The organism is Ottowia pentelensis (genome assembly GCF_964341695.1).
Genome location: NZ_OZ224513.1, coordinates 3,781,818 through 3,799,953 on the forward strand (window position 1 = coordinate 3,781,818; position 18,136 = coordinate 3,799,953).

The 18,136-nt window shown below is 68.2% G+C and carries 18 protein-coding genes; 5 read left to right on the plus strand and 13 right to left on the minus strand.

The window, feature by feature from the left end; all coding sequences use genetic code 11:
- The first annotated feature begins 90 nt into the window (after positions 1-90).
- On the plus strand, positions 91-873 hold the full coding sequence (locus tag ACWHMB_RS18340) for an enoyl-CoA hydratase/isomerase family protein (RefSeq protein ID WP_377480953.1): 783 nt from the start codon (positions 91-93) through the stop codon (positions 871-873).
- A complete protein-coding gene (locus tag ACWHMB_RS18345) occupies positions 870-1,688 on the plus strand; it encodes an enoyl-CoA hydratase-related protein (RefSeq protein ID WP_377480887.1) in 819 nt (272 codons plus the stop codon). The genes ACWHMB_RS18340 and ACWHMB_RS18345 overlap by 4 nt, the downstream gene beginning before the upstream one ends.
- Here ACWHMB_RS18345 and ACWHMB_RS18350 read toward each other — a convergent pair.
- The 8 genes from ACWHMB_RS18350 to ACWHMB_RS18385 form a co-directional block, all read right to left on the minus strand.
- Positions 1,685-2,500, minus strand: coding sequence for an IclR family transcriptional regulator (locus ACWHMB_RS18350; RefSeq protein WP_377480890.1), 816 nt, complete (start codon positions 2,498-2,500; stop codon positions 1,685-1,687). The two genes, ACWHMB_RS18345 and ACWHMB_RS18350, sit on opposite strands and share 4 nt — an antisense overlap.
- Positions 2,500-3,321 carry an IclR family transcriptional regulator gene (locus tag ACWHMB_RS18355; RefSeq protein WP_447648676.1) on the minus strand — a complete coding sequence of 274 codons (822 nt, stop codon included), beginning with the start codon at positions 3,319-3,321 and terminating at the stop codon, positions 2,500-2,502. The genes ACWHMB_RS18350 and ACWHMB_RS18355 overlap by 1 nt, the downstream gene beginning before the upstream one ends.
- Before the next feature lie 103 nt (positions 3,322-3,424).
- Positions 3,425-5,398 carry an acetyl/propionyl/methylcrotonyl-CoA carboxylase subunit alpha gene (locus tag ACWHMB_RS18360; protein WP_377480896.1) on the minus strand — a complete coding sequence of 658 codons (1,974 nt, stop codon included), beginning with the start codon at positions 5,396-5,398 and terminating at the stop codon, positions 3,425-3,427.
- A 2-nt stretch (positions 5,399-5,400) separates the two neighbouring features.
- The gene (locus tag ACWHMB_RS18365; RefSeq protein ID WP_377480899.1) at positions 5,401-7,005 is read right to left on the minus strand and encodes a carboxyl transferase domain-containing protein; all 1,605 of its coding nucleotides are present in this window, start codon (positions 7,003-7,005) and stop codon (positions 5,401-5,403) included.
- A gap of 2 nt (positions 7,006-7,007) precedes the next feature.
- Entirely contained in the window at positions 7,008-7,319 is a 312-nt protein-coding gene (locus tag ACWHMB_RS18370) for an AtuA-related protein (protein ID WP_377480903.1), read from the minus strand.
- An 11-nt stretch (positions 7,320-7,330) separates the two neighbouring features.
- Positions 7,331-8,707, minus strand: coding sequence for an acyclic terpene utilization AtuA family protein (locus tag ACWHMB_RS18375; RefSeq protein ID WP_377480906.1), 1,377 nt, complete (start codon positions 8,705-8,707; stop codon positions 7,331-7,333).
- A gap of 351 nt (positions 8,708-9,058) precedes the next feature.
- Positions 9,059-10,237 (minus strand): DSD1 family PLP-dependent enzyme, encoded by a 1,179-nt coding sequence (locus tag ACWHMB_RS18380; protein WP_377480908.1) that lies wholly within the window; start codon positions 10,235-10,237, stop codon positions 9,059-9,061.
- Entirely contained in the window at positions 10,221-10,868 is a 648-nt protein-coding gene (locus ACWHMB_RS18385; RefSeq protein WP_377480910.1) for a histidine phosphatase family protein, read from the minus strand. The genes ACWHMB_RS18380 and ACWHMB_RS18385 overlap by 17 nt, the downstream gene beginning before the upstream one ends.
- A gap of 113 nt (positions 10,869-10,981) precedes the next feature.
- Between ACWHMB_RS18385 and ACWHMB_RS18390 the strand changes: the two genes are divergently transcribed.
- Both ACWHMB_RS18390 and ACWHMB_RS18395 read left to right on the plus strand, forming a co-directional pair.
- Positions 10,982-12,253 carry an MFS transporter gene (locus ACWHMB_RS18390; protein WP_377480913.1) on the plus strand — a complete coding sequence of 424 codons (1,272 nt, stop codon included), beginning with the start codon at positions 10,982-10,984 and terminating at the stop codon, positions 12,251-12,253.
- Between the two features lie 144 nt (positions 12,254-12,397).
- Complete coding sequence (locus ACWHMB_RS18395) at positions 12,398-12,979, plus strand: IPTL-CTERM sorting domain-containing protein (protein WP_377480916.1); 582 nt, start codon at positions 12,398-12,400, stop codon at positions 12,977-12,979.
- Positions 12,980-13,067: 88 nt separating this feature from the next.
- On the opposite strand, the gene ACWHMB_RS18400 is transcribed toward ACWHMB_RS18395, so the two are convergent.
- Both ACWHMB_RS18400 and ttcA read right to left on the minus strand, forming a co-directional pair.
- On the minus strand, positions 13,068-13,712 hold the full coding sequence (locus tag ACWHMB_RS18400) for a hypothetical protein (protein ID WP_377480919.1): 645 nt from the start codon (positions 13,710-13,712) through the stop codon (positions 13,068-13,070).
- Between the two features lie 15 nt (positions 13,713-13,727).
- A complete protein-coding gene (ttcA, locus tag ACWHMB_RS18405; protein WP_377480922.1) occupies positions 13,728-14,666 on the minus strand; it encodes a tRNA 2-thiocytidine(32) synthetase TtcA in 939 nt (312 codons plus the stop codon).
- A gap of 53 nt (positions 14,667-14,719) precedes the next feature.
- Here ttcA and ybeY point away from each other — a divergent pair, with 53 nt between their 5' ends.
- Positions 14,720-15,202, plus strand: a complete 483-nt coding sequence (ybeY, locus tag ACWHMB_RS18410; RefSeq protein ID WP_377480925.1) for an rRNA maturation RNase YbeY — start codon at positions 14,720-14,722, stop codon at positions 15,200-15,202.
- A gap of 185 nt (positions 15,203-15,387) precedes the next feature.
- Here the strand turns inward: ybeY and dtd are convergent, their stop codons facing one another.
- The 3 genes from dtd to tyrS are packed head-to-tail and all read right to left on the minus strand — an operon-like array spanning position 15,388 to position 18,042.
- Complete coding sequence (dtd, locus tag ACWHMB_RS18415) at positions 15,388-15,846, minus strand: D-aminoacyl-tRNA deacylase (protein WP_377480928.1); 459 nt, start codon at positions 15,844-15,846, stop codon at positions 15,388-15,390.
- On the minus strand, positions 15,834-16,781 hold the full coding sequence (locus ACWHMB_RS18420; RefSeq protein ID WP_377480931.1) for a cation diffusion facilitator family transporter: 948 nt from the start codon (positions 16,779-16,781) through the stop codon (positions 15,834-15,836). Before ACWHMB_RS18420 ends, dtd begins: the two co-directional genes overlap by 13 nt.
- A gap of 25 nt (positions 16,782-16,806) precedes the next feature.
- Positions 16,807-18,042 (minus strand): tyrosine--tRNA ligase, encoded by a 1,236-nt coding sequence (gene tyrS, locus ACWHMB_RS18425; RefSeq protein ID WP_377480935.1) that lies wholly within the window; start codon positions 18,040-18,042, stop codon positions 16,807-16,809.
- Positions 18,043-18,136: the final 94 nt, after the last annotated feature.

An 18,136-nucleotide genomic window follows, 5' to 3' on the forward strand; every position in this document is an offset into this window, starting at 1 on the left:
CGTCGCTTGTTTCGCCCCAACGAACTTGCACGCCTACCAAGAGCCACAGCATTGAGCGAGAGTATGAGGAATGACCCCATGAGCACAGAAATCTCCGAAGCTCCCGTGAGCTTCCACGTCGAGGAAGGCGTTGCAACGATATGCATCAATCGCCCCGCGCAGCGCAATGCACTGTCGATCGCGGTTTGCGAGAGGCTGCTCGAACTGTGGGACGAGGTGGAGGACCGGGGCGATATCCGTGTCGCCATCATCACCTCCGCGGACTGCGGGACCTTCTCCGCTGGCATGGATCTCAAGGAGGCAGCCCGTGTCCGCGCGGAGACGGGAAAGGACATGCTCGAAATGCTGCGCGACCCATTCCACCAACGGATGCGGCAGGTGTCCAAGCCCATCATCGCCGCGATGACGGGCCATTTCACAGCCGGCGGCATGGTTCTCGCGGCCAACAGCGACCTTCGGGTCGGCATGCAGGGCACGCGCGGCGGGATTTCCGAATCCAAGGTGGGCCGCGGCTCTCCGTGGGGTGTTCCCATGCTGTGGATGCTCCCGCAACCCTTCTTGCTGGAACTGATGTTCACGGGAGACTTGCATCCCATCGAGCGTTTCCATGAGCTTGGCTTCGTGAACTACGTGGAAGCCGATCCCGACGCGGTGCGCGCACGCGCGGATCGGCTCGCCCGGACGATCGCAGACAACGCGCCTCTGACGGTTTGGGCGGCCAAGAAGAGCGTGGGTGCCGCCATGGATCTGGGATGTGCCGAAGGTCTGGAAGCCGCGAAGCGGTTTCATGAGAGGGTCTATTCGAGCGCGGATGCCATTGAAGGGCCCCGCGCCTTCGCGGAAAAGCGCGCCCCCCGCTGGGTCGGCGCATGAACGATCCGGTGTCATCCCCCTTCGTGCGGGTCGGCCGCGAAGGCGGCGTCGTCACCTTGACGCTGAGCCGCCCCGATGCGCTCAACCGGTTCACGACCGGAGATCAGTTTCTCGAGCTGGCCTCCCGCATCCGAGAGGTCAACGCCGACCCGACGGCTCACGCCTTGGTCATCACCGGCGAAGGCCGGGCCTTTTGCGCAGGGGGTGACATCCGAAAGATGGCCGCCCGCGAGGAATTCTCCGCGGGCAGCGTGGCGGACATTCAGCAGAGGTACCGGCAGACGGTCCACCAGGTTCCCCTTGCGCTCGCCGAGGCCGACATTCCGACGATCGCCGCGGTCAACGGCGCCGCCTATGGGGCCGGGTGTGATCTGGCGTGCTTCTGCGATATCCGGCTAGCGGCCCGCAGCGCGACCTTCACCGTGAGCTTCGCGCAGTTGGGGATTGTTTCCGGCGACGGCGGATCGTGGATGCTTCCGCGCCTGGTCGGGCGCTCCAAGGCGATGGAACTCACCTTCACGGCCGATCCCGTTGACGCCGAAGCCGCGCTGCGCATCGGCCTCGTGTCGTCGGTGGTGGACGACGAGGCGCTGCTGCCCCAAGCCCATGGACTTGCCCAACGCATTGCCCGCCACCCTGCGCAAGCCATGCGGATGAACAAAAGACTGCTCAGGGACTCGGAGCAAATGAACCTTTCTGGCCACCTGGATCTGGTGGCGGCCTTGCAGGCGATCGCGCACGTTTCGCCGGAGCATCTTGCCGCCGTAGAGGCGGCCGTGGCAGGACTGCAAAGACGCGGCCCAAGACTTCGCTAGTCCTCCGCCCGAAGCTCCTGCGAAATCTGGTTGGCGACCGTGAGCAGTTCGGGAGCGATCACCTCGCGCAGGCGCTGCTCTGCCTCGCTGTCTCCGACGGCCATGACCGCCAACACATAGTTGGCCTCGTCTCCAACACGGATCGGCGTCGCGATGGAACTGGTCTGGCTCGTCACGGGCGAGGCGAGGAAGCACCAGCCGCGCTCCTCCAGTTCCTGGAGTGCTCCGTAAACGCTGGACATCATCTTGAATGAGTTGTCCTTCTCCGCCTCCCCCAGCGACTCCATCAGCTTTGCCCGCAAGGCCGGCGGCTGCGCCCACAGGTACGCCCGGCCAGATGCCGAGGTGGTGATCGGCAAGCGTGCGCCCGTGCTCAGGCCCAGACGGACCTTGCCCTGGGGAACGCAATGCTCGACCACGAGCATGTGCAGCCGGTCACGCGTCGTCAGGCTGACATGCACATCAAACTGCTCCGACAGGGCACGCATCTTCGGCTGGGCAATTTCGGCAATCCCCAGCCCACGCCGGACCGCTCTTCCGAGGGTCAGGCATGCGACATGAGGCCCGTACCCATTGGCCTGGCCGCTGGGTCGCAAGAAATTGTGGGCCTCCAGTGTTGCGATCAACTTGGCCGCGGTGACACGGGAAAGCCCGAGCTTCGCGGCGATCTCCGTAGCCTGCAGTGACCGGTGCCTGGCATCGAACAGCCGCAGGATCTCGAGCCCGCGCCGCAGGGAATCGACCTCGGCGCCTGGGTCCAGGACTGCTTGCAGATCGGAGGTGGGGGCTTCTGGCTTCCTCGTACGAACCATCAGAGCTCCATGGAGTTGGACGACACACTGAGCTCGTTCTCGAGACGGACTCTTAGCGCCAGCAGATCTGCCGCGACTTCGTCCTCGATTCTCTTGACGCTCAAGGTGTTCGCCGGCGCGGCACAACCCAGGGCATAGGAGTGCGGTTGATCCGGCGTATCGATGACGACCGCCACACCGTTGGTGCCCTGCTCCAGGCTCCCGGCCGCGACGCAATACTGCTTGCGCTTCATCTGAGCCACGATGGCGCTCACCTGCTCCTGCAGGGACGACCAGGTCTGCGGATCGACATGCGACAACTTGGACAGGAAACGCGCGCGCTCGGCGTCTCCCATCGAGCCGATCAACGCACGCCCCAGAGCCGATTGCCCGATGAGCAGCCTGGAGCCGGCGCGCACGCGCAAGGTGAAGAGCATGTGGCGGCTGTGGACGACCTCGTTGCACACCATGCTGCCCGCGTCCGGCGATGCAAGAACGACGGATACGTTGTGCCGATCCGCGAAGGCCTGCATCAACGGCCTGGCCAGAACCACGAGGTTGCGATTCGAGGCGGCGACAAACCCCAGGGAGAGGACTGAGGTTCCGAGCCGGTACGCGGCCCTGTCCGCCGAGTAACGCAGGTATCCCGCCTCCGTCAGATTCGCGGTAATGCGGGAAACCGTCGGCTTTGGCAGCCCGGTCAGTTCCGCAAGCTCGGTATTCGAGAGCCAGCCGTTCGCGGGCTCGAACGCCTTGAGGATGGCCAAACCGCGCGCCAGCACGCGGACCTCGCCCCCGCCTGCTGACTCACTATCGCCATTCGATGTATTTTTCCCTGCCATTTTCACTTTGAAATTTGCAGGAAGTTTAGCAGATTAACAGGAATTTTTTAAAAAAATCAGTAAGTTACGCAATCCAACTCAGCAACATCAGAACGGAAATAGATCAGGCAGGCTTCAGTTCCTCGACCTCAACGTCGACGATCAACTCCCCCGCCTTCACGCTGTCACCCACGGCAAAGGCGATCGATCGGACCGTGCCTCCGAAGCCGGCAACCACGCTGTGCTCCATTTTCATGGCCTCAATGATCGCGAGCACGTCGCCGGCCTCGACCCGGTCGCCGACGCTGACGGGTACGACAGACACCGTGCCGGACAGTGGCGCAACCGCGGCACCGGCGACGGCCTCTTCATCGAAGGAGCGCGCATGCGCTGGCAGCAAGGTGAAACGGTCACCGTCGAGCTGTAGCTCCCATAAAGAACCGCGCCGGGCCGCAACCCAGGGAGCTTGCCCGGTCACGCCTTGCCAGACACCGTTCGCAACCTCGGCGATATGTACGTCGCGAACTTCGTCGCCGATCGCCATCCGCCATCCGCCTTGAACAGGGGCCTCGATCGCCACCGATTGCATATGCCCGTCAACCCACATGTGGGCACGCCCCCACGGGGCGCCCGGATCCAGGCTGGCCCTATCCAGCAACCCATGCGCTGCAGCGCCGCTCCATGGAGATAAGGCACTGGAAACGGGCAGATCCGCCGCTGCAGCGCATGCGGCGGCGCAGCCCGTGCTCCCCCGTTGTGCAAACCGTTCGCCATGCTCGTCGAGGTAACGGGTGTGGACTGTGGCCGCGCTTACGGCGGTGTCGGCGAGAACACGGCGCAGATAGCCGATGTTGGTCGTCAGGCCGAGCAAAACCGTCTCGCCGAGCCCGTTGCGCAGACTATCCAATGCCTGTTCCCGGGTATCGGCGTGAGCCACGAGCTTGGCCACCATAGGGTCGTAGTACGGCGGCACCGCGCCGCCACGGGCCACGCCGGCCTCGACCCGGACACCTGTTGGCCAGCGCACTTCATCCACGCTCCCGGGAGCCGGCCTGAATCCATCCGATGGATCCTCGGCGTAGATCCGGCCCTCCACTGCATGGCCATGGCACCGGATGCTGTCCTGCGGGAGCGGCAGAGGCTCGCCAGCTGCCACTCTCAGTTGCCACTCGACGAGATCCAGGCCTGTCACGCATTCGGTGACGGGATGCTCCACCTGGAGTCTGGTGTTGACCTCCAGGAAATAGAACTGGAAGTCCTTGCCGACGATGAACTCGAAGGTGCCCGCATTCAGATACCGAATGCTGCGGGCGCCCTGCACCGCGGCGTCCACCAGTCGCTGCCGCACGTCGGCAGGCAGGCGCGGCGCGGGAGCCTCTTCGACCACCTTCTGATGACGCCGCTGCAGCGAGCATTCGCGCTCGTAAAGATGGACGACATGGCCTTGGCTGTCCCCAAAGACCTGCACCTCGATATGCCGGGGCTGTTCGATATAGCGCTCCACAATCAGCCGGCCATCACCGAAGCTGCTGCGCGCCACGCGGATCGCCGACGCCACGGCCTCGCGCAGCCCCGTGGTCTCCGTCAGCACCTGCATGCCCTTGCCTCCCCCGCCGGCACTGGGCTTGAGAAGAACAGGCAGCCCGACCGACTGCACCATGTGCTCGACGGTCTCGGGATCGTCGCTGGCATCGCCCGCGCCGGGCACGACCGGAACACCGGCCGCGCCCATCAGCGCCTTGGCACGCGCCTTGTCCCCCAGGGCCGAGATGGTCTCCGGCCTGGGGCCGACGAAGGTCAGCCCTGCCGCAGCGACGGCCGCGGCGAAGGCGCTGTTCTCGGAGAGGAAGCCGTAGCCCGGATGGACCGCGTCGCAACCCGAGGCCAGCGCGGCGGCGATGATGCGCTCGCCGTCCAGGTAGCTCTGCGCCGCCGGGCCCGTCCCGATGTTCACGGCGGCCGTGGCGCCCTGGAGATGGGGCGACGTCGCGTCGGCATCGGTGAAGACGGCGACATATTCGACGCCGAGCGCACGACAGGTGCGCGCCACCCGGCAGGCGATCTCGCCCCGGTTCGCAATCAGTATTCGCTTGAACATGCTTACATCCTGAAGACGCCGAACCGCGTGTCCTGCTTGGGACTCGCAGCGGCGAGCGACAGCCCCAGCGTCAGCCAGGCCCTGGTATCCGCCGGATCGAGCACGGCATCCACCCAGAGCCTGGACGCGGCGTGGGTCGCCGTGCTCATATCCGCATAGCGGTCCCGGATCGGCTGCTTGAACGCCTCCGCCTCCTCCGCCGTGAACGCCTGCCCCTTGCGCGCCAGTTGCTCTTCCCGCACCAGCGCCAGGACGGTGGCGGCCTGCTCGCCCCCCATCACCGAGGTGCGCGCATTCGGCCACATGGCCATCAGCCGGGGGCCGAAGGCCCGCCCGCACATCGCGTAGGCACCGGCGCCATAGCTGCCGCCGACGACCACGCTGAACTTGGGCACGCGCGACGTGGACACGGCGTTGACCATCTTCGCGCCATCCTTGGCGATGCCGCCCTGCTCGTACGAAACGCCCACCATGAAGCCACTGATGTTGTGCAGGAAGAGCAACGGGATCCCGCTCTGGCTGCACAGCTCGATGAAGTTCGCGGCCTTCTGGGCGCTCTCGCTGAACAGCACCCCGTCGTTGATCAGCACGCCGACGGGATACCCGCCGATCGCACCGGTTCCGCAGATGAGGCTGGTCCCATAGCGCTCCCGGTACAGGCTCAGCTCGCTCCCGTCCATGAGCCGGGCCAGGATCTCGCGCGCCGGGATCGGCTGCTTCGGGTTCGCGGGGATCAGGCCATACAGCTCCGAGGGGTCATACAGCGGCGCCACGGGCGCCAACGGAGGCGCCGCACTCGCCGCCGGGCCGGGGCGCGCAATGATTTCGCGCACGATGGTGAGCGCATGGAGGTCGTCGTGCGCGAAATGATCGGCGACGCCCGACATGCGCGTGTGCACGTCCGCGCCGCCCAGTGTCTGCGCATCGACCACCTCGCCGGTCGCCGCCTGCACGAGCTGTGGACCACCCAGGTAGATCGTGCCGTTGCCCTGCACGATGACGGTTTCATCGCACATGGCTGGGATGTAGGCGCCGCCGGCCGTGCAGGCCCCCATCACGGCCGCCACCTGCTTGATGCCCATCGAGGACATCTCGGCAATGTTGCGAAAGATCTTCCCGAAGTGGTTTTCGTCGGGGAAGATTTCCTCCTGCAAGGGCAGGAAAGCGCCGCCGGAGTCCACCAGGTAGATGCAGGGCAGCGCGTTTTCGCGCGCGGCCGCCTGGGCCCGGATCTGCTTCTTGATCGTCAGCGGATAGTAGGTGCCGCCTTTGACGGTGGCGTCGTTGGCCATGACCACGCAGGGTCGTCCCTCGACCATACCGATGCCGGTGATAATGCCGGCGCTCGGCGCTGCGCCGTCGTACATCCCGTCACCCGCAAGCTGGCCCAGCTCCAGGAAGGACGTTCCGGGATCGAGCAGTGCGTTGATGCGATGGCGCGGCAGAAGCTTGTTGCGCGACAGGTGGGCCTCGCATGCCTTGCGGCCGCCTCCGGCCAGGGCCGTATGGCGCGCCTCAGAAACCTGCTCACGCAGCGCGGCATAGGCCGCGGCGTTGAGCGCGAAATCCGGGTCGGTCGCCCGCAGGGAAGAACGCAAAATCGCCATGTTCAGTCCCGCAGCGGGAGGCGCAGCAGGGCGTAGCCCAGGGATTTTCCGGTCTGGTCCAGGCGCAGCGTCTTGGTCGCGCCGCCTCCCAGGGCGCGCTGCATGACCACCACCACGGCCTGGATGTTGTCCATGGGATAGCACGTCACATCGCCCTGGACCCAGTCGCCATAAAGCGCCTTCACCGCGTCCGGGGTGACGCTGGCCAGCAGGCGGGAGTAGTCCTGCGGCGTCTTGGCGATCAGGCCGGCGGTGCACACGTCACCCTTGTCGCCCGAGCGGACGTACGCAATGTCTCGAATCGTCGTCTTCATGTCCAGTCTCCTCAGGCCACCAGAATTTCGGTCTTCTGCTCCACGAAGGAGCGGGGAATCAACGTGGGCCAGAGGGCGATCACGGGACGCGGCTTGATCGGCGTGCCGAACGAAGTGCCGCCGGGCCCCATGATCCACAGCTGGGCGCCGGCCCGCCGGACCTTGTCCGCCTCTTCCATGGTGCGGGTGCGGACCGCGCAGCGCAGGCCCACCTCAGGCAGCTCGTTGGCGACGGCGGGGACCGGAGCCGGGGCCGCGGGCCCATGCAGCGTGTTCAGCCCGATCAGATCGAAGTGGATCTGGTCGGCCGCCATGCCCATCCTCTCGAAGCGCTCGAGCATCGTCTGCTTGGCCTTCAGCGCGCGATCGTAGGCGTTGGGCCAGGGGAAGAAGGCCATGCTCTCGCCTATCCATCCGTCCTGGTAGCCGACGACCAGCTTCAGCATGTCGGGCGCGGGTCGCCCCTTGATGCCGTCGATCCGCACACGATCCTCACCGGTCTCCGACAGCCGCAGCGAGGTGAAGTCGGCGATGGCGTCCGGCATCAGATAGCTGCGCGGATCCGCGATTTCGTAGACCAGGTGCTCCTTGATCGTGAACGCATCCACGCGCCCGCCCGTGCCCTGCAACTTGGTGACCTCGGCGCTGCCGTCGGCGTTGAACTCGATGATGGGGAAGCCCACGCGCCCCATGTGGGGCATCTCGGCGAACCGGGACGACATGCCGCCCGTGCAGGCCGACGCGCATTCGACGATGTGGCCCAGCGTGACCGCGGCGGCGAACCGGTCCACATGGGCGGCGTCGCGCGGCCACCCGAATTCATGCGCCAAGGGACCGACATAGACCGCGTTGTCCGACACGCGGCCGGCGATCACGACATCCGCGCCACCCGCCAGCCCTTCCACGATGCCGGTGCTGTCGGTGTAGACATTCGCCGAGACGACGCGGTCGCGGATGGCCGCGAAATTGGCGCCCCCCGTGTCCATGTTGACCAGCGGCACACCCTGGGCCAGCAGCTGGTCCAGCTTGCCGAGCAGGTCGTCACCCTCCACCAGGGCCACGCGGGTGCCCTGCAGCCCGGCCTTGCGCGCCCCCTCGGCAATGCGCTCGGCCGCCGCGCGAGGATTGACGCCGCCCCCATTGGAGATCAGCCGCGTGCCGCGTTCGCGCGCCAGTGGCAGCATGGCATTCATGTAGGCCACCGCATCGGGCACATAGCCCATCTGCGGATTCTTCAGCTTCTGCCTCTGCAGCAGCGCCATCGTCAGCTCGGCCAGAAAGTCGAAGCACAGGTAATCGAGATTTCCTGCCTTCAACAACTCCAGGGCGGGATCCATGGCATCCCCCCAGAAGCCCGAACCTGCCCCGATACGAACCATGCTTTTCATACGATCTCCTTGGCTTGCGCCTTGCATCTAATTTCATTTAAATTACTTTAATTCCATTATTACACGGCGCGGGGTTTCATTGCAAGAGCCTTCCGCGTTGTCGCAGGCTTTCGGTCGTTCCATGTTTGGTCCCAGTTCGCGGGCGGCGGAGCGTACGGTCCGACACGCGCTCCAACAGTCGACCTGTGGCGCAAACGGGCGTCGGCCTGCGCGTCCCCACGAAATTCTGTCAAACGGCGACACCCATGACGGCGTCGGCGATTTCCTAATCAAACTCGGAAAAAACCTAGACTGCGCAAGCGCAAGAAGCTATCAAAACGTGAGTCTATAGGCGCTACGAAAGATAGCGCGTCACCACACGCCGCGCGCCAGCACTGGCTCCACAGCGTCGACGCAGCCGTCTTGCAGGCCACCGCGCACGGCGATCAGCTGGTTGTGCAGGTTGACGGTGGGGTCGCAGTGGCCGGGAATCAGCCATACCGTGTCGCCCAGCGCCGGCAGGCGGCCGCCGGCCATCGCCACGGGACGCAGGATGCTCGCCTCGTCCCCGCCGTTGTGCGCCTCCAGCGAGGGCTGGCCGGGCAAGGCGTGCACGCTGGGCCCGCCGCTGTCGATGGCGTGGCTCTTGTGGCCGGCGTCGCACACGGCGTGGTCCGCGGCCACGCTGATGACCTGCGACTTGATGAACAGCGCGGGCTCGAACGCGGGCTGGGCCGGGTCGCGCTCGTTGCGGGCGTAGTCGGCGTCCATGAACAGGAAGCTGCCGGGCTGGATCTCGCTCCACAGGCCGCTGGCGGCCTCGCAGGCGAAGGTGCCGGTGCCGGCGCCGGTGATCAGCGGCGGCGCCAGCTCGGCCGCGTCCAGCAGCGCGACCGTGCGGCGCAGCAGTTCCGCACTTTGGCCGATGGCCGCGCGGCGCTCCGCCGCCGTACGCAGGTGCTGGGCGCCGCCGTGGTAGGCGTGCAGGCCGGCGTAGCGCAAGGCGGGCGCCTGCGCCGTCAGCGTGCGCACCAGGTCGAGCACCGGCTGGCCGGGCGCCACGCCGCAGCGGCCCTGGCCGATGTCGACCTCGACGAACACGTCGATCGCGGTGGTGCTGTCCTGCATGGCCCGCGCCAGGCGTGCGATACCGCCCTCGCTGTCGACCGCGATGGCCAGTCGCCCTCCACGCGCGGCCAGCAACGCCGCCAGCGCGGCCACGCGCTGCAGCTTGGCGGGTGCCACCACCTGGTTGCTGATGAACAGGTCGTCGATGCCGGCCGCGGCCAGCGCCTCGGCCTCGGCCACGGTCTGGGTGCACAGGCCGACGGCGCCGGCCTGCAGCTGCAGGTGGGCAAAGGCGGCGCTCTTGTGCATCTTGGCGTGCGGGCGCAGGCGCAGCCGGTGGCGGGCGGCGAACTCGGCCATGCGCTGCAGGTTGCGGCCGGCGGCGTCCAGGTCGACCACCAGCGCGGGCGTGTCGATGGCGTCCACGCCCTGGCCGATCAACGCCTGCAAAGTGGCGGGCAAGCTCTCAAGCGAAGCGTTCATCGCGGGTGTCGTCCAGGTGCGAGCGGTCGGCCCAGCCGACCAGGGTCAGGCCGCCGTCGGGCGTCCACAGCAGGCGGTTGACGGCCGCGTTGTCGAGCTGCCAAGTGCGCGCGTCCTGCAGGCCCAGGCCGGTGGCGGCGCGGTACAGCACGTCGAGCACGCCGCCGTGCGTGAACATGGCCACGTGTTTTCCGATGTTTTCGGCTGCCAGCGCGCATACCGCTTGCATGACACGCTCTTTAAATTGAAGCAAAGATTCACCGCCACCGGACGGCACCCACTGCGGGTCGCGCCGGCGCCAGCGCTCGGCGTCCTGCGGCAGCTCGGCGGCGATGTCGGCAAAGCGGCGACCTTCGAAGGCGCCGAAGCGCCGCTCGCGCAGTTCGGGCGCGAGCCGCAGCGGCGCGCCGGTGGCGTCGGCCACGGCCTGGGCGGTCTGCCGCGCGCGCGCCAGGTCGCTGCTGTAGATGAGCTCGATCGCCTCGCCCTCGTCCCTGAGCCTGGCCGCCAGCCGCTGCGCCTGCGTGCGGCCGACGGCGTTGAGCGCAATGTCCAGGTGCCCCTGCACGCGGCCATCGGCGTTCCAGGCGGTTTCGCCGTGGCGCACCAGCAAAAGGCGGGTCCATTCCATGCCGGGATGATGCCACCGTCCCGCAGGCGACCGGGCCGGGCGCGGGCGGGCGGTTACGCTCGCCCGTCGGCCGCTTGCTGCACACTGTCGGCCGTCCGCATGACACCTGCCCCATGACCGCCGCCTCATCCTCCGCACAGACCACCCAGACCGCGCCCACGGGCGGCAGCTGGGCCGCACTGCTGCTGCTGACCACCGGCTTTGCCATGAGCCAGGCGTTTCGCACCATCGCCGCGATCATGGCCGAGCCGCTGCAGGCCGAGCTGCACCTGTCGCCGCAGCAGCTGGGCGTGTTTGCCGCGGCCTATCACTTCGCCTTTGGCGCGCTGCAGCTGTTCATGGGCATCGGCATCGACATGCACGGGGTGCGGCGCACCATCCTGGCGGCCGCGCCGCTGATGGTGGCGGGCGCGGTGATGTCGGCGCTGGCGAGCAACTTCAGCTGGCTGGTGATCGGCCAGATCCTGATCGGCATCGGCTGCGCGCCGGCCTTTCTGGTGTGCACGGTGTACATCGCGCGGCACTTTCCGCCGGCGCGCTACACCATGGTGTCCAGCATCATCCTGGCGGTGGGCGGCGTGGGCATGCTGGCCACCGGCACGCCGCTGGCGTGGCTGATCGAGGTCAGCTCCTGGCGCATGGGCTTCTGGGTGCTGGCGGGTTGCGCGGCGCTGTCCTGGGGCGCCATCGCACTGTGGATGCGCGAGCCGCCGCCGCCCGCCGGCGCGCCGCGCGAATCGCTGCGCGAGGCGGTGCGCACCTTCGGCGCGCTGTTTCGGCTGCCGCACACCCTGGGCATCATGGCGCTGGCGCTGGTGACCTACGCCTCGTTCGTGGCTCTGCGCGGGCTGTGGCTGGGCCCGCTGATGATGCAGCGCCACGGCTGGAGCCTGGTGGCCACCGGCAACCTGGCGGTGGTGCTGACGGTGGTGGCGCTGGTCAGCCTGCCGCTGTTCGGCCGGCTCGACCCGGGGCCGCGCCAGCGCCGCCAATGGATGCTGGTGGGCACGGTGGTGTCGGCGGCGCTGTTCGCCCTGCTGGCGCTGGGCGTGAGCGCGCCGATGGACGTGGTGGCGATGCTGCTGGTGTGCGCCGCCTCGGGCTATGCCACGCTGCAATACCCCGACGTCAAGGACGCCTACGAGCCGGCGGTGATCGGCCGCGCGATGGCGCTGTTCACCATGGCCCTGTTCATGGGCGTGGCGCTGGTGCAGTGGCTGACCGGCGCCATCGCCTCCATTGCGCAGGCGCACGGCATCGACCCCTTCGGCCCGGTGTTCGGCTGCATCGCCGTGCTGCTGGCGCTGGGCGCGCTGGCGTTTCGCGAGCTGCCGCAGCCGGTGGGCGGCAAGCGCCCCGAGCCCGAGCCACGGCTTGAAACCTGAGGCAAACCCTTGTTACCTGAAACCAACAGTCAACCCGGACCGGCTTGGGTTTGGCTTGCCTTCGTCCTAAACTCGGCTTGACAAGCGAGACAACTGCCGTCCATGCGGGCCATCGCATGGACCCCTCAGCGGAGAGAGACCCCCATGCTTTTGAAATCCTTTGCTCGCTCGGCGCTGGCCCTCGGCCTGACGAGCTTGGCCTTGGCCGCACAAGCCGTGACGATCCACGTCAGCGCGGTGTCGCAACCGCTCTACCTGAACGACACCACGACGACCACGGTCACGCTCGACAACACGGCCGGCCCCGCCATGGGAGCCGCTGGTGAGTTTGCGGTCGCCTTGCCGGCCGAAATGCACTTCACCGCGGTTCCCGGCAATTGCTCGCCCGGCACGGCACCCATACGGACCATGGCCTGCAGCTTCGGGCCGCTGGCTGCTGGCGCGTCGTCACCGCAAGTGCTCTCGATCCAGGCCGATGTGCTTTACCCCACGGCCGATCACCAAAACATCCCCCCGGGCAACCCCTACCTGTTCATCAACGCAAACATCACGAATGACGGGACCGGAGCGGCCGGCGACAGCTACGACACCGGCCCGTTCTACATCGATCCTCGACCGACGCCGGCCGCGATTGCGCCCGTCCCGACCCTGGAAGCCTGGGGCCTGGGTATGCTGAGCCTGCTCATCGGCGCGGCGGTCGTGCGTCGCCGGCGCCACTGCGCCTGAGGGCGGAACGCGCGTCCTGCCCCAAGCCCGTTCGCGGCCTGGGGCCAGCCCAATCTCGCTTGGCCCCGTGGATCGCTGACAGAAACCGTCAGCGAACGGCGGGTGCGGGCGGCGTCTTCGCCACCGGCAGCATCGGCACGTCCACGCGCTGCGGGCCCGGCGGCGGGTTGGGGTAGCCCTGCAGCGCGGCGGCAAACAGGGCCGCCAGCACGGCGCCGGTGTTGCTCCAGGTGCCGTCGTGGCGGGCCCGGGTGTCGTACACGATCTGGCCGCTGCGCACGTCGCGCATCACCAGGCTGACCTCGCTGATGTAGATCGGCACCGAGTCGTCCCAGCCCAGCGGGCCGCCCCAGCCAAAACCCACGCCGCCGCCGCGCCAGCCGGTGCCGAAGCCCAGGGCGATGCGCGTGTTGCTGGGCTCGGCCCAGGCGCTGGTCCAGCCCGCGTACACGCTGGCGCTGGCCTGCACGCCGACCTGCGCCTGGGCGTCGTCGCGCACCGCGCCCACGCGCGCCAGCGCGTCCTGCGCCAGCGCCTCGACCTGTGCCGGCGCGGGCTGGCCGGCCACCGCGGGCGACGGGTCGAAACGGTAGCGCACCGCCTGCAGCAGCGCCGCGCCCGGCCCCTGGGCGGCGTTGGCACGCACCTCGGCCGTCACGGTGCGCGGCCCGCTGGCGCAGCCGGCGAGACCTGCGGCCAGAAACCCGATGACAAGCCCGCGTGCGATGCCCATGGTTGACCTCTTCCGTCAGACCGGAACCGGCGGCGGCGCGATGGGTTCCTCGTCGAAGGCCTTGTCGCCGTCCGCGTCGAACACGCCGCCGGCCTGCAGGTGCCTGAAGTCGTGCAGGCGGGCGTCCATCAAATGCGAAGGCACCACGTTTTGCAGCGCGGTGAACAGGCTCTCGATGCGGCCGGGGTGCTGGCGCTGCCACTGGCGCAGCATCTCGCCCACCTGCTGGCGCTGCAAATTCTCCTGGCTGCCGCACAAGTTGCAGGGGATGATGGGGAAGGCGCGGTGTTCGGCCCAGGCCACCAAATCACGCTCATCGACGTAGGCCAGCGGGCGGATGACGATGAACTCGCCGTTGTCGCTGGCCAGCTTGGGCGGCATGCCCTTGAGCTTGCCGCCGAAGAACATGTTCAGGAAGAAGGTTTGCAGCATGTCGTCGCGGTGGTGGCCCAGCGCGATCTTGTTGCAGCGCAGCTCGCGCGCCACGCGGTACAAAATGCCGCGGCGCAGGCGCGAGCACAGGCTGCAGGTGGTCTTGCCCTCGGGAATCTTGGCCTTGACGATGCTGTAGGTGTCCTGCGTTTCGATGTGGTGCTCGATGCCCAGGGCCTGCAAGTAGTTCGGCAGCACCTCGGCCGGAAAGCCGGGCTGCTTCTGGTCCAGGTTGACGGCCACCAGCTCGAAGCGGATCGGCGCGCGCGCCTGCAGCCTCCGCAGCACGTCGAGCAGGCCGTAGCTGTCCTTGCCGCCCGACAGGCAGACCATCACGCGGTCGCCCTCTTCGATCATGTTGAAGTCGACGATGGCCTGGCCGACCTGGCGGCACAGGCGCTTCTCCAGCTTGAGGGCTTCGCGCTCGGCGCGCGTGCGGGCCGCGGGGCCGCTGGCCGCGCCGTCCTCGACCGCGCTTGGCGCCGGCTCGCGCGCGTGCGATTCGATGTCCGAAAAAGTCATGGCGCGGATTGTCCCGCAATCGCCGTCCGCCGGCTTTGCGGCATGATCGCGCCATGCCCCTGCCGCCGCTCAGCCTGTCCCTGCAGATCGCCCGCTTCGACGGCGCCGGCGCGCACCGCGCCGCCCTGCCGCGCCACCACGTGGCGCGCTGGCTGCGGCACGCCCTGGGCGGCGAGGTGCAGGCTGCCGAGATCACGGTGCGCGTGGTCGACGCCGAGGAGGGCCGCGCGCTCAACCGCGACTATCGGCACAAGGACTACGCCACCAACGTGCTGACTTTCGACTACAGCGGCGCGCCCGTGGTGGCGGCCGACCTGGTGCTGTGCGCCCCGGTGGTGGCGCGCGAGGCGGCCGAGCTGCGCAAGCCGCTGGCCGAGCACTACGCCCACCTGCTGGTGCACGGCGCGCTGCACGCGCAAGGCTGGGATCACGAAACCAGCGAGCAGGACGCCGTGGCGATGGAGGCGCGCGAGAGCGCCATCCTGCAGGCGCTGGGCCTGCCCGACCCCTACGCCCGGCCGGCCCGCAAGCGCTGACACCTGGGAGCGCCGGCATCCTGCCGGCCTGTGCGACCCAGCGCCGCCGGCCCCCTCCCCTGCCCTCCCCCAGCGGGGGAGGGAGAAAAACCGGATGATGCGCGCATCCAGCATGCGCGGGGCGCTATCAAAATAGCTTTTTCTGCGCCCTTTGCGATTCCTTTGCGCCCTCTGCGTTCGGCTGTTCAGTCTCTGGGCGCAACCGGCATGACGCGCAGCGGAATCGTCACCGGCCCGTCATTGATCAGCGCCACCTGCATGTCGGCACCGAATTCGCCCGTCGCCACCACCGGGTGGGCCGCCCGCGCCGCCGCGACGAAGTAATCGTAAAGACGTCGCCCTTCGTCCGGCGGCGCGGCGCCCGTGAAGCTGGGCCGGTTGCCGCCCGTGGTGTCGGCCGCCAGGGTGAACTGGCTGACGACGAGCAGGCCGCCGGCCACGTCCTGCACGCTGCGGTTCATCTTGCCCGCGCCGTCGCCGAAGATGCGCAGCTTGAGCAGCTTGGCCAGCAGCCGGTCGGCCACCGCCTCATCGTCGCCGCGCTCGGCGCACAGCAGCACCAGCAGGCCGCCTTGAATGGCACCGGTCTCGCGCCCGGCCACGGTGACGCGGGCCTGCGCCACGCGCTGGATCAGGGCGTGCATGCGTCCTCCTCCCCGGCGGCGGGCACGCCCGCGGGTTCGGTGTCCAGCGGCAGCAGCTGGATGCTGACGTGCAGTTGCGGCAGGGCGGCCAGCAGAGCGCGCTCCAGCTCGCCCCCCAGGGCGGCGGCGCGGCGCAGGCTCCAGTCGGCCGGCAGGTGCAGGTGCACGCTCAGGAACAGGCGCTGGCCGGCGCGCCGGCTCATCGCGTGATCCACGCGCAGGCCGGGCGTGGCGGCCTGCGCCTGCACGAAGCGGCCGACCACGGCGTCGACCTGGGCCTGCACCTCGGGCTCGACGGCGGCGTCCATCAGGCCCTGGGTGGAGCGCCAGATCAGCTGCCCACCCTCGAACAGGATGTTCAACGCCATCACGATCGCCACCGCCGGGTCCACCCAGTGCCAGCCCGTCGCCATCACCAGCAGCAGGCCCAGCACCACGCCGGCCGAGGTCCAGACGTCGGTGATCAGGTGGCGCGCGTCGCCCTCCAGCGCCATCGAGCGGTGCCGGCGCGAGGCGCGCAGCATGATCCAGCCGAGCGCGCCGTTGAGCACCGCGCTCAGCACCGACAGCGCCAGGCCCGGTCCCAGCTGCTGCAGCGGCTGCGGGTGCCAAAAGCGCGGCAGCGCCGCCCAGACGATGGCCAGCGCCGCCACGATGATCAGGATGCCCTCGAAGCCGGACGAGAAATACTCGGCCTTGTCGTGCCCGAAGGGATGATCCTCGTCGGCCGGGCGCGCGGCCACCGTCACCATCCACAGGCCGAAGGTGGCGCCGGCCACGTTGACCAGCGACTCCAGCGCGTCGGACAACAGGCCGACCGAGCCGGTCAGCCACCAGGCCAGGGTCTTGAAGCCCAGCGTCAGCACGGCGACGGCGATCGAGGTCGCCATCAGACGATGCGGCGTCAGCCAGGCGCTGTCGGGGCGTGTTGCCATGCGGTGATGCGCGGCCGGCGCCGGCTCAAGCCAAGGTCACGCGCGCGAACTTGCGCTTGCCCACCTGCACCACGTAGGTGCCGGCGGCCAGTTTCAGGCCCTTGTCGCTCACCACGCTGGAGTCGACGCGCACGCCGTGGCCGTCGATCAGGCGGTTGGCCTCGCTGGTGGAGGGCGCCAGGCCCGCCTGCTTGAGCACCAGGCCGATGCCCAGCGGCGCGCCGGCCAGCCGCACGGCGGGGATCTCGTCGGGCACGCCGCCCCGGCTGCGGTTGGCGAAGTCCTGCTCGGCCGCGGCGGCCGCAGCCGCGCCGTGAAAGCGCGTGGTGATCTCACGCGCCAGCAGCACCTTGGCGTCCTTGGGGTTGCGTCCGCCGGCCACCTCGGCCTTCAGCGCCTCGATGTCGGCCAGCGAGCGAAACGACAGCAGGGTGTACCAGCGCCACATCAGCTCGTCGCTGATGGACAGCACCTTGGCGAACATGGTGTTGGCCGGCTCGGAGATGCCGATGTAGTTGCCCTTGCTCTTGGACATCTTCTCGACGCCGTCCAGCCCCTCCAGCAGCGGCATGGTCAGGATGCACTGCGGCTCCTGGCCGTATTCCTGCTGCAGGTGGCGGCCCACCAGCAGGTTGAACTTCTGATCGGTGCCGCCCAGCTCCAGGTCGCTCTTGAGCGCCACCGAGTCGTAGCCCTGCATCAGCGGATACAGGAACTCGTGCACGCTGATCGACTGCCCGGCCTTGAAGCGCTTGTGGAAGTCGTCGCGCTCCATCATGCGCGCCACGGTGTACTTGGCCGCCAGCTCGATCATGCCGCGCGCGCCCAGCGGGTCGCTCCACTCGCTGTTGTAGCGAATCTCGGTCTTGGACTCGTCCAGCACCAGCTTGGCCTGGGCGAAGTAGGTCTCGGCGTTGGCGCGAATCTGCTCGGCCGTCAGCGGCGGGCGCGTGCTGTTGCGCCCGGACGGGTCGCCGATCAGGCTGGTGAAGTCGCCGATCAGGAAGATCACCTGGTGCCCCAGGTCCTGCAGCTGGCGCATCTTGTTGAGCACCACCGTGTGACCCAGGTGGATGTCGGGCGCCGTCGGGTCCAGCCCCAGCTTGATGCGCAGCGGCTGGCCGCTGTGCTCGGCGCGCTGCAGCTTGGCCTGCCAGTCGGCCTGCGGCAGCAACTCGTCGACGCCGCGCAGGCTGATGGCCATGGCCTCGCGCACGGCATCCGAAATGGGTGCGTTGGTTACTTTTGTATCAATATTCATCAGAAATCGCTTGTGGGCCGGCGGGTACGTCGATATACTCGGGCGCTGAGCCTGATTTTAGGGGCCCGCTCAGTTCTTGAGCGCCATCGCCAGA

Bases quoted from the DNA above. Each gene is read 5' to 3' on its own strand.
- ACWHMB_RS18345 (WP_377480887.1), top strand. From the start codon at position 870: ATGAACGATCCGGTGTCATCCCCCTTCGTGCGGGTCGGCCGCGAAGGC.
- ACWHMB_RS18350 (WP_377480890.1), bottom strand. From the start codon at position 2,500: ATGGTTCGTACGAGGAAGCCAGAAGCCCCCACCTCCGATCTGCAAGCA.
- ACWHMB_RS18355 (WP_447648676.1), bottom strand. From the start codon at position 3,321: ATGGCAGGGAAAAATACATCGAATGGCGATAGTGAGTCAGCAGGCGGG.
- ACWHMB_RS18360 (WP_377480896.1), bottom strand. From the start codon at position 5,398: ATGTTCAAGCGAATACTGATTGCGAACCGGGGCGAGATCGCCTGCCGG.
- ACWHMB_RS18365 (WP_377480899.1), bottom strand. From the start codon at position 7,005: ATGGCGATTTTGCGTTCTTCCCTGCGGGCGACCGACCCGGATTTCGCG.
- ACWHMB_RS18370 (WP_377480903.1), bottom strand. From the start codon at position 7,319: ATGAAGACGACGATTCGAGACATTGCGTACGTCCGCTCGGGCGACAAG.
- ACWHMB_RS18375 (WP_377480906.1), bottom strand. From the start codon at position 8,707: ATGAAAAGCATGGTTCGTATCGGGGCAGGTTCGGGCTTCTGGGGGGAT.
- ACWHMB_RS18380 (WP_377480908.1), bottom strand. From the start codon at position 10,237: ATGAACGCTTCGCTTGAGAGCTTGCCCGCCACTTTGCAGGCGTTGATC.
- ACWHMB_RS18385 (WP_377480910.1), bottom strand. From the start codon at position 10,868: ATGGAATGGACCCGCCTTTTGCTGGTGCGCCACGGCGAAACCGCCTGG.
- ACWHMB_RS18390 (WP_377480913.1), top strand. From the start codon at position 10,982: ATGACCGCCGCCTCATCCTCCGCACAGACCACCCAGACCGCGCCCACG.
- ACWHMB_RS18395 (WP_377480916.1), top strand. From the start codon at position 12,398: ATGCTTTTGAAATCCTTTGCTCGCTCGGCGCTGGCCCTCGGCCTGACG.
- ACWHMB_RS18400 (WP_377480919.1), bottom strand. From the start codon at position 13,712: ATGGGCATCGCACGCGGGCTTGTCATCGGGTTTCTGGCCGCAGGTCTC.
- ttcA (WP_377480922.1), bottom strand. From the start codon at position 14,666: ATGACTTTTTCGGACATCGAATCGCACGCGCGCGAGCCGGCGCCAAGC.
- ybeY (WP_377480925.1), top strand. From the start codon at position 14,720: ATGCCCCTGCCGCCGCTCAGCCTGTCCCTGCAGATCGCCCGCTTCGAC.
- dtd (WP_377480928.1), bottom strand. From the start codon at position 15,846: ATGCACGCCCTGATCCAGCGCGTGGCGCAGGCCCGCGTCACCGTGGCC.
- ACWHMB_RS18420 (WP_377480931.1), bottom strand. From the start codon at position 16,781: ATGGCAACACGCCCCGACAGCGCCTGGCTGACGCCGCATCGTCTGATG.
- tyrS (WP_377480935.1), bottom strand. From the start codon at position 18,042: ATGAATATTGATACAAAAGTAACCAACGCACCCATTTCGGATGCCGTG.